5 protein-coding genes are annotated in these 6,735 nt (G+C 76.8%); 3 read left to right on the top strand and 2 right to left on the bottom strand.

Going from position 1 to position 6,735, the window contains the following annotated elements:
* The first annotated feature begins 145 nt into the window (after nt 1-145).
* The 3 genes from NT8_RS07305 to NT8_RS07295 all read left to right on the top strand — a co-directional run bounded on the left by NT8_RS07305 (nt 146) and on the right by NT8_RS07295 (nt 4,109).
* Nucleotides 146-1,909 (top strand): ABC-ATPase domain-containing protein, encoded by a 1,764-nt coding sequence (locus NT8_RS07305; RefSeq protein WP_067965593.1) that lies wholly within the window; start codon nt 146-148, stop codon nt 1,907-1,909.
* A gap of 130 nt (nt 1,910-2,039) precedes the next feature.
* Nucleotides 2,040-2,957 carry a proteasome assembly chaperone family protein gene (locus tag NT8_RS07300; protein ID WP_067965591.1) on the top strand — a complete coding sequence of 306 codons (918 nt, stop codon included), beginning with the start codon at nt 2,040-2,042 and terminating at the stop codon, nt 2,955-2,957.
* 12 nt (nt 2,958-2,969) lie between these two features.
* A complete protein-coding gene (locus NT8_RS07295) occupies nt 2,970-4,109 on the top strand; it encodes a quinone-dependent dihydroorotate dehydrogenase (protein ID WP_067965589.1) in 1,140 nt (379 codons plus the stop codon).
* Nucleotides 4,110-4,186: 77 nt separating this feature from the next.
* On the opposite strand, the gene NT8_RS07290 is transcribed toward NT8_RS07295, so the two are convergent.
* Entirely contained in the window at nt 4,187-4,804 is a 618-nt protein-coding gene (locus NT8_RS07290) for a DUF6461 domain-containing protein (protein ID WP_067965587.1), read from the bottom strand.
* Nucleotides 4,805-5,146: 342 nt separating this feature from the next.
* A complete protein-coding gene (locus tag NT8_RS07285) occupies nt 5,147-6,712 on the bottom strand; it encodes a polysaccharide deacetylase family protein (protein ID WP_245646072.1) in 1,566 nt (521 codons plus the stop codon).
* Nucleotides 6,713-6,735 lie beyond the last annotated feature (23 nt).

Here is a 6,735-nt window from a genome sequence, read left to right as displayed (position 1 = left end):
CCCGCCGCGGGCCCGGGAAGGGGGGCGGCGGGGGAGCCCCGGCACCGGGGTGGCGGCGCCCCGCCGCGCGCCCGCCCGCCTACCATCGAGCCCGCAGCGACCGCCCGCCGCGCCGCGCGGCGGGCACCGGAAGGAGACCACCACCATGCCCGCAGGCCAGGGCCGTGAGCATCACCGCGGAGGACGCGCCGAATACCGGGGGCGCGGCGGCGGCCGTCCCGACCGCGGCGCGCCCCCCGAGATCCGGGGGGTCCGCGACCTCGACCGGCTCGCCGACGAGCTGCGGCGCATGGACGGCGCCCCCTACGGCCGCTACCGGGCGCTCACCGGCGACTGGGACCTCGGCGCCGCCACCCTCACCGTGCAGCGGGTCCAGGCCGACCCGTTCGCCCCGCCCTCGCGCATCGCGGTGGCCATTCCGGCCGCCGTCGCCGGCCTGCCCGACCACGCCGTGCGGTCCCCGGACCGCCGCCGCGCCACCGCCGACCACATCCTGCGCCGCGCCCGCCACCGCCTGGCCGGGTCGCGGCTGCGCGTCGACGCCGGCGGCCAGGAGGTGCTCGACCGCTCCGCCGGCCGGGTCGGCGAGGACGGCTCCGTCCGGATCGCCCTGGGCATCGACCTGCCGGGACACGGCCGCCGCATCGACGCCCGCACCGCCGAACGCGAGTTCTGCGAGCGCCTGCCCGACCTGGTCGACGCCCTGCGCTGGCCCGCCCTCGACCCCGACGCCGCCACCGCCCTCGCCGACACCGTCGAGGACAGCGTCGCGCTGCGCGCCGCCCTGCCCGGCCTGGGCCTGGTGGCGTTCGTGGCCGACGGCGCCGTGCTGCCGCGCCGCAGCGGCGTGAGCGACCTGCCGATGGAGGGCGACCCCGTCCCGTTCCGCTCGCCCGACAGCCTGCGGGTGGCGGTCGACCTGCCGCACGCCGGCACCGTCACCGGCATGGGCGTCCCCGAGGGCGTGACCCTCATCGTCGGCGGCGGCTTCCACGGCAAGTCCACGCTGCTGCACGCGCTGGAGCGCGGCGTCTACGACCACGTCCCCGGCGACGGCCGCGAACGCGTCGCCACCCGCGCCGACGCCGTCAAGATCCGCGCCGAGGAGGGCCGCCGGGTCGAGCGCACCGACGTCAGCGCGTTCGTCCGCAACCTGCCCACCGGCGCCGACACCGCCGACTTCCGCACCGACAACGCCTCCGGCTCCACCTCCCAGGCCGCCAACACCGCCGAGGCCCTGGAGGCCGGCGCGCGCACCCTGCTCATCGACGAGGACACCACCGCCACCAACCTGATGATCCGCGACGAGCGGATGCAGGCCCTGGTGCACGGCGACCGCGAACCCCTCACCCCGTTCGTGGACCTCGTCCGGCCGCTGTACCGGGAGCACGGCGTGTCGACCGTCCTCGTCATGGGCGGCAGCGGCGACTACTTCGACGTCGCCGACCGGGTGGTCATGCTCGACGGCTACCGCCCGTCCGACGTCACCGACCGCGCCCGCGCCCTGGCCGCCGACCGCGCCGACGCCCCGTTCGCCATGCCCGCCGCCCGCGAGGCCGACCCCGCCTCGGTCGACGCCGGCTCGCGCGGCCGCCCCCGCCTCAAGCGCCGCGACATGGACGTCCTCACCTTCGGCGAGACCGACATCGACGTCCGCGGCCTCACCCAGCTCGTCGACCCAGGCCAGGTCATCGGCGTGGGGCTGGCGCTGCGGCTGCTCGCCGAGGACGGCCTGCTGGCCGGCCGCACCATCGCCGCCGCCCTCGACGCGCTCGACCGCCGCGTCGCCGACGGCGGCGCGGCCGCCCTGGCCCGCGGGTACACCGGCGACTTCGCCGTGCCGCGCCGGTACGAGGTGGCCGCCGCGCTCAACCGGCTGCGCACCCTCCGGGTCCGGCGAACGGGGTGAGCGGGGAGGCGCCGGTCACAACGGTCCAGGTCGGTATCCTGGACGACGAATCAGGCAGCGCGCGGGGCACGCCCCACCGGCCCCGCGCGGCCCGCGCCGATCCACCGTGTGCGAATGGAGACCCTTCCCCGTGCGGAACCCCGCAGACCTCTACGAGCTCGCCCCGGGCGTCGACGTCGCCGGGTCGGTGATGCTGGTCGTCCTCGACGGGTTCGTGGACGCCGGTTCGGTCGGCCGCCAGACCGCCGAAGCGCTCCTCGCGGCCTCCTCCGCCGAGGAGGTCGCCGCCTTCGACGTCGACCGGCTGCTCGACTACCGCTCCCGCCGCCCGGTCATGACGTTCGTCGAGAACGCCTACACCGACTACGAGGCGCCCAAACTCACCCTGTCCCAGGCGCACGACGCCGAGGGCACCCCGTTCCTGCTGCTCAACGGCCTCGAACCCGACCTCGAATGGGAGGGCTTCGCCGCCGCGGTCCGCGGGCTGGTCGAGCGCTTCTCGGTCACCCTCACCGTGGGCGTGCACGGCATCCCCATGGCCGTCCCGCACACGCGCCCGGTCACCGTCACCGCGCACGGCAGCCGCCCCGAACTGGTCACCGGCCACTCGCCGTGGATCGGCAAGGTCAGCGTGCCCGGCAGCGCGGCCGCGCTGCTGGAGTACCGGCTGGGCCAGGCCGGGCACGACGTCCTCGGCTACGCCGTCCACGTGCCCAGCTACCTGGCCCAGTCGGAGTACCCGCGCGCCGCCATCGCCGCCGTCGAGCACGTGGCCGGCGCCACGGGCCTGGCGCTCACGGCGGAGTCCCTGCGGACCACCGCCGAGGAGACCGACGCCGAGATCGCGCAGCAGGTCGCGGCCTCCGAGGAGGTGCAGCGCGTGGTCGCCAACCTGGAGCGCCAGTACGACGACTTCATGTCCGCCCGCGAGGACGCCGACGGCGCCGACGCCCTCTTCACCGGCGACGAGTCCGCGCTGCCCACGGCCGACGAACTGGGCGCCGAACTCGAACGCTACCTCGCCGACCGCGAACGCGGCGACGGCTGAACAGGAACCCCGTTGCTCTACCAGATGCTCTTCCACGCCGTCCTGCGGCACACCGACGCCGAGACCGCGCACCGGCTCAGCTTCGCCGCCCTGCGCGGCCTGGCCGCCGCGCCCGGCGCCGCGGCGGCCATGTCCCGGGTGCTCGGCCCGCGCGAACCCGAACTGGAGGTCACCGCGTTCGGCCGGACGTTCCCCGGGCCGCTCGGCCTGGCCGCCGGGTTCGACAAGAACGCCGAGGGCCCCGACGCGCTGGCCGCGCTGGGGTTCGGGTTCGTCGAGATCGGCACCGTCACCGGGCACCCGCAGCCGGGCAACCCCCGGCCGCGGCTCTTCCGGCTGCCCGCCGACCGCGCGATCGTCAACCGCATGGGCTTCAACAACCAGGGCTCGGTGGTGGTCGCCGACCGGCTGCGCGAGCGGCGCGACCGGCGGCGCGGCCGCGGCCCCGCCGTCCCGGTCGGGGTCAACATCGGCCGGACCAAGGCCGTGCCCGACTCCGCCGCGGTGGCCGACTACACCACCTCGGCGCGCCGGCTCGCCCCCTACGCCGACTACCTGGTGGTCAACGTCAGCTCCCCCAACACGCCGGGGCTGCGCGACCTCCAGGCCGTCGAGCGGCTCCGGCCGCTGCTCGCCGAGGTCCGGGCGGCCCTCGACACCGCCGGGCACGCCGACCTGCCGCTGCTGGTGAAGATCGCCCCCGACCTCGCCGACGAGGACGTCGACGCCGTCGCCGACCTCGCGCTCGACCTGGGCCTGGACGGCGTCATCGCCACCAACACCACGACCGCCCGCACCGGGCTGGCCACCGCCCCCGACGAGGTCGCGGCGGCGGGCGCGGGCGGGCTGTCGGGCGCGCCGCTGCGCGCACGCTCGCTGGAGGTCCTGCGGCGGCTGCGCGCCCGCGCGGGCGACCGCCTCGTCCTCGTGGCGGCCGGCGGCGTCAGCACCCCCGAGGACGCCTGGGAGCGCATCCGGGCCGGGGCCACCCTGGTGCAGGGCTACACCGGGCTGATCTACGGCGGGCCGCTGTGGCCGCGCCGCGTCCACCGCGGCCTGGCCCGGCTGGTGCGCGCAGCCGGCTACGCGTCGGTGGGCGACGCCGTCGGCGCCGACGTGCCCGCCGCGGCCGCCGGCCCCGCCGCCGGCTGAGCCCCGCGACGACGAACGGCGCCCGCGCCCCCGACCGGGGGGCGCGGGCGCCGTCGTCCGTCGCGGTACCGCGGGTGTCAGAGGCGCGAGGGCGCCGCCAGGCGCAGCGGGGCGTCGAGCTCGGCGCCCAGCAGCGGCCCGTTCAGGTGCGCGGGGCGGATGCGCACGCCGGTGACCCGTTCGGCCAGGGCGAGCGCCGCCGCGCCGGGGTCGAGCTCCGGGGCGTCGTCGGTCAGCCCGACCGCGCGCATCCGGTCGTCCAGGGCGCCGGGGCGGGTGCCGCGCCGCACCCCGGGCGTGCGCGCGTCGAAGAACGTCTGGAGGACGCCGTCGATCACCCAGCGGAACTCGTAGCGGGAGTCCATGAGCACCCGGACCGAGACCAGTTCGGTCTCGGCCGACAGCGCCCGGTAGCACTCGGGGCGGGTGACCCGGCAGCCCGTGGGCTCCACGATCACGGCCCAGCCGTTGACGGACAGCGCGTGCACGGTCATGGGCGGCCGCCCCTCGCAGCAGAGCCCCGCCTCGACCGCCTCGGCGATCGGCAGGCACCGCAGCCGCCGCTCATCGACGCCGAGGCGGCCCAGCGCCTCGGCCTTGCTCAGACCCCTGACGTAGGACAGGCAGTACGCTTCGGCGAGATCCGGCTGGGTCTCCCGCAGCCACGCGTAATCCCGCGCGGACGCAACGGCCATCGGGCCTTCCCCTTCGACTTCCTGGGTGGTGCTGTGACGGGTACCGACTCCCCTGGGAACGATCCCCTCCACCCGCGGCGTTCCCCCGAGGCGGCCCGGTAAGCGGCCGCTTGAGGACACCGCCGGGTGGTTGGGCGGCACGGGAGCGGGTACTCGGGCGCCGCTCGGGACCGCGGTCCCGGGCGGCCGCGCCCGCCGCGCGCGGTGGCGCGGCCCGGGTCGGCCAGGCGGGTCGTCGTACCCACGGCGACCCACCCTACGCGCGCGACCGGGGTGGACGGCACCGGGGACACCCCCTAGGGGGGTCGTCTGCGCCACACGCCCGCCGGCGCCGCGCGGCGGCTAGTCGCCCTGGTCACCGCCGCCGTCCTCGGCGTCCTCCGGCCGCTCCGGGGGCGCGTCGTAGTAGGCGCGGCCGGGCTCGGTGTCGCCGAGGAGCTGCGAGACCGTGACCATCGTGTAGCCCTTCTCGTCCAGCTTCTCCAGCATGCGCGGCACCGCGTCGACGGTGCTGCCGTGGATGTCGTGCATCAGGATGATCGCGCCGGGCTCGGCGCCGTCGACCACCCGGTCGACCACCACGCCGGCCTTGCGGTCCTTCCAGTCGTTGGTGTCGACGCTCCAGATGATCTGGGCGTGCCCCAGGTCGGCCGCGACCTCCTCGACCTGGTCGTCGGTCGACCCGTACGGCGGGCGCATGAGGCTCATGTCGGCGCCGGTCTCGCGGCGCACCAGGTCGTCCACGGTGTCCAGCTCCTCGCGGATGGCGCCCTTGCCCAGCCGGGCGAGGTCGGGGTGCTCCACGGTGTGGTTGCCCAGCTCGTGGCCCTCCGCGTAGGTGCGGCGCACGGTCTCGGGGTGCTCGCGCACCGGGCCGCCGGTGACGAAGAACGTCGCCTTTGCGTCGTGCTCGGCAAGCGCGTCCAGCAGCTCGGGGGTGCGTTCGCCCGGACCGTCGTCGAAGGTCAGCGCCAGGCACTTGGAGTCGGGGGCGGTGCAGTCGAGGTCGGGGTCGCGCTCGGGCAGCAGGCCCGGGACGCCCTCGGCCGGACCGTCCTTGGGGGCGGCCGCCGCCGGGGAGGCGACGGCGAAGCCGCGCTCCACCACGGTCGCCGCGTCGCGGGCGCGCACGCCGAACTCCGACAGCAGCGGCTCGGCGTCGGCGCGGGGCACCACCGCGCTCACCCGCCCCTCCTTCACCGGGGCCACCTGGCCCGCGTCGAACTCCACGACGAGGTCGCCGTCGGGGTTGAACCCCATCGAGTCGTAGACGCGCAGCACCGGCTGCAGGGCGTCGGGGTCGACGCCCTCGGTGTCGGCCAGCCGCTCGCGCACCAGGCCGTTGAGGTCGGCCAGCCCGGCCTGGTCGGCGATCAGCTCGGTGGCGTAGGCGGTGTGCCCGCTCCCGGTGTCGTACCAGTAGGTGGCGTAGCCGGTGCGCTCGCCCTCGGAGTCCTCCTCCCGCTGGACGAGCCGGACCGCGACCACGTCCTCGGCGGCGGCGCTCAGCCCCCAGTCGACGGAGATGCGCTTCGCGCCGGGGTTGGCGCCGGTGAAGTCGGACACCTCGGCGGCGGTGATCTCGCCCAGGCGCTCGGTGAGCGGGTCGGCGCCGGGTACGGCCGGGTAGGCGACGTCGACCGCGACGTCGCCGTCGTCCTCGCCGTCGGTGCGCTCCTCGACGCCGGGCACCTCGGCGGGGTCGACGGCCGTCAGCTCGTCGGCGGGACCGGTGGGCCGCTCGGGGCCGTCCTCGTTGTCGGGGCCGGGGCCGCCGCCGGAGGAGCAGGCGCTCACCGCCAGCACGACCGCGGCGACCGCGGCGAGCAGGCGCGGCGGGGCGGTCGCGCCGGGCGGAGAGGCGCGGCGGACGGCGGGCACAGCGGAGCCGGTGGACTCGTTCGTCAAGGGAGAAGCGTCTTTCACGTCTG

Origin of the sequence: Nocardiopsis trehalosi NBRC 14201 (genome assembly GCF_001552555.1) — a bacterium.
Classification (GTDB): domain Bacteria; phylum Actinomycetota; class Actinomycetes; order Streptosporangiales; family Streptosporangiaceae; genus Nocardiopsis_B; species Nocardiopsis_B trehalosi.
Note: the sequence above shows the minus strand (reverse complement) of the source record. Positions and strands in the feature narration are given on the sequence as shown.

Excerpts from the sequence above, each read along its gene's own strand:
- NT8_RS07290 (WP_067965587.1), bottom strand. The coding sequence starts at position 4,804 with ATGGCCGTTGCGTCCGCGCGGGATTACGCGTGGCTGCGGGAGACCCAG.
- NT8_RS07305 (WP_067965593.1), top strand. The coding sequence starts at position 146 with ATGCCCGCAGGCCAGGGCCGTGAGCATCACCGCGGAGGACGCGCCGAA.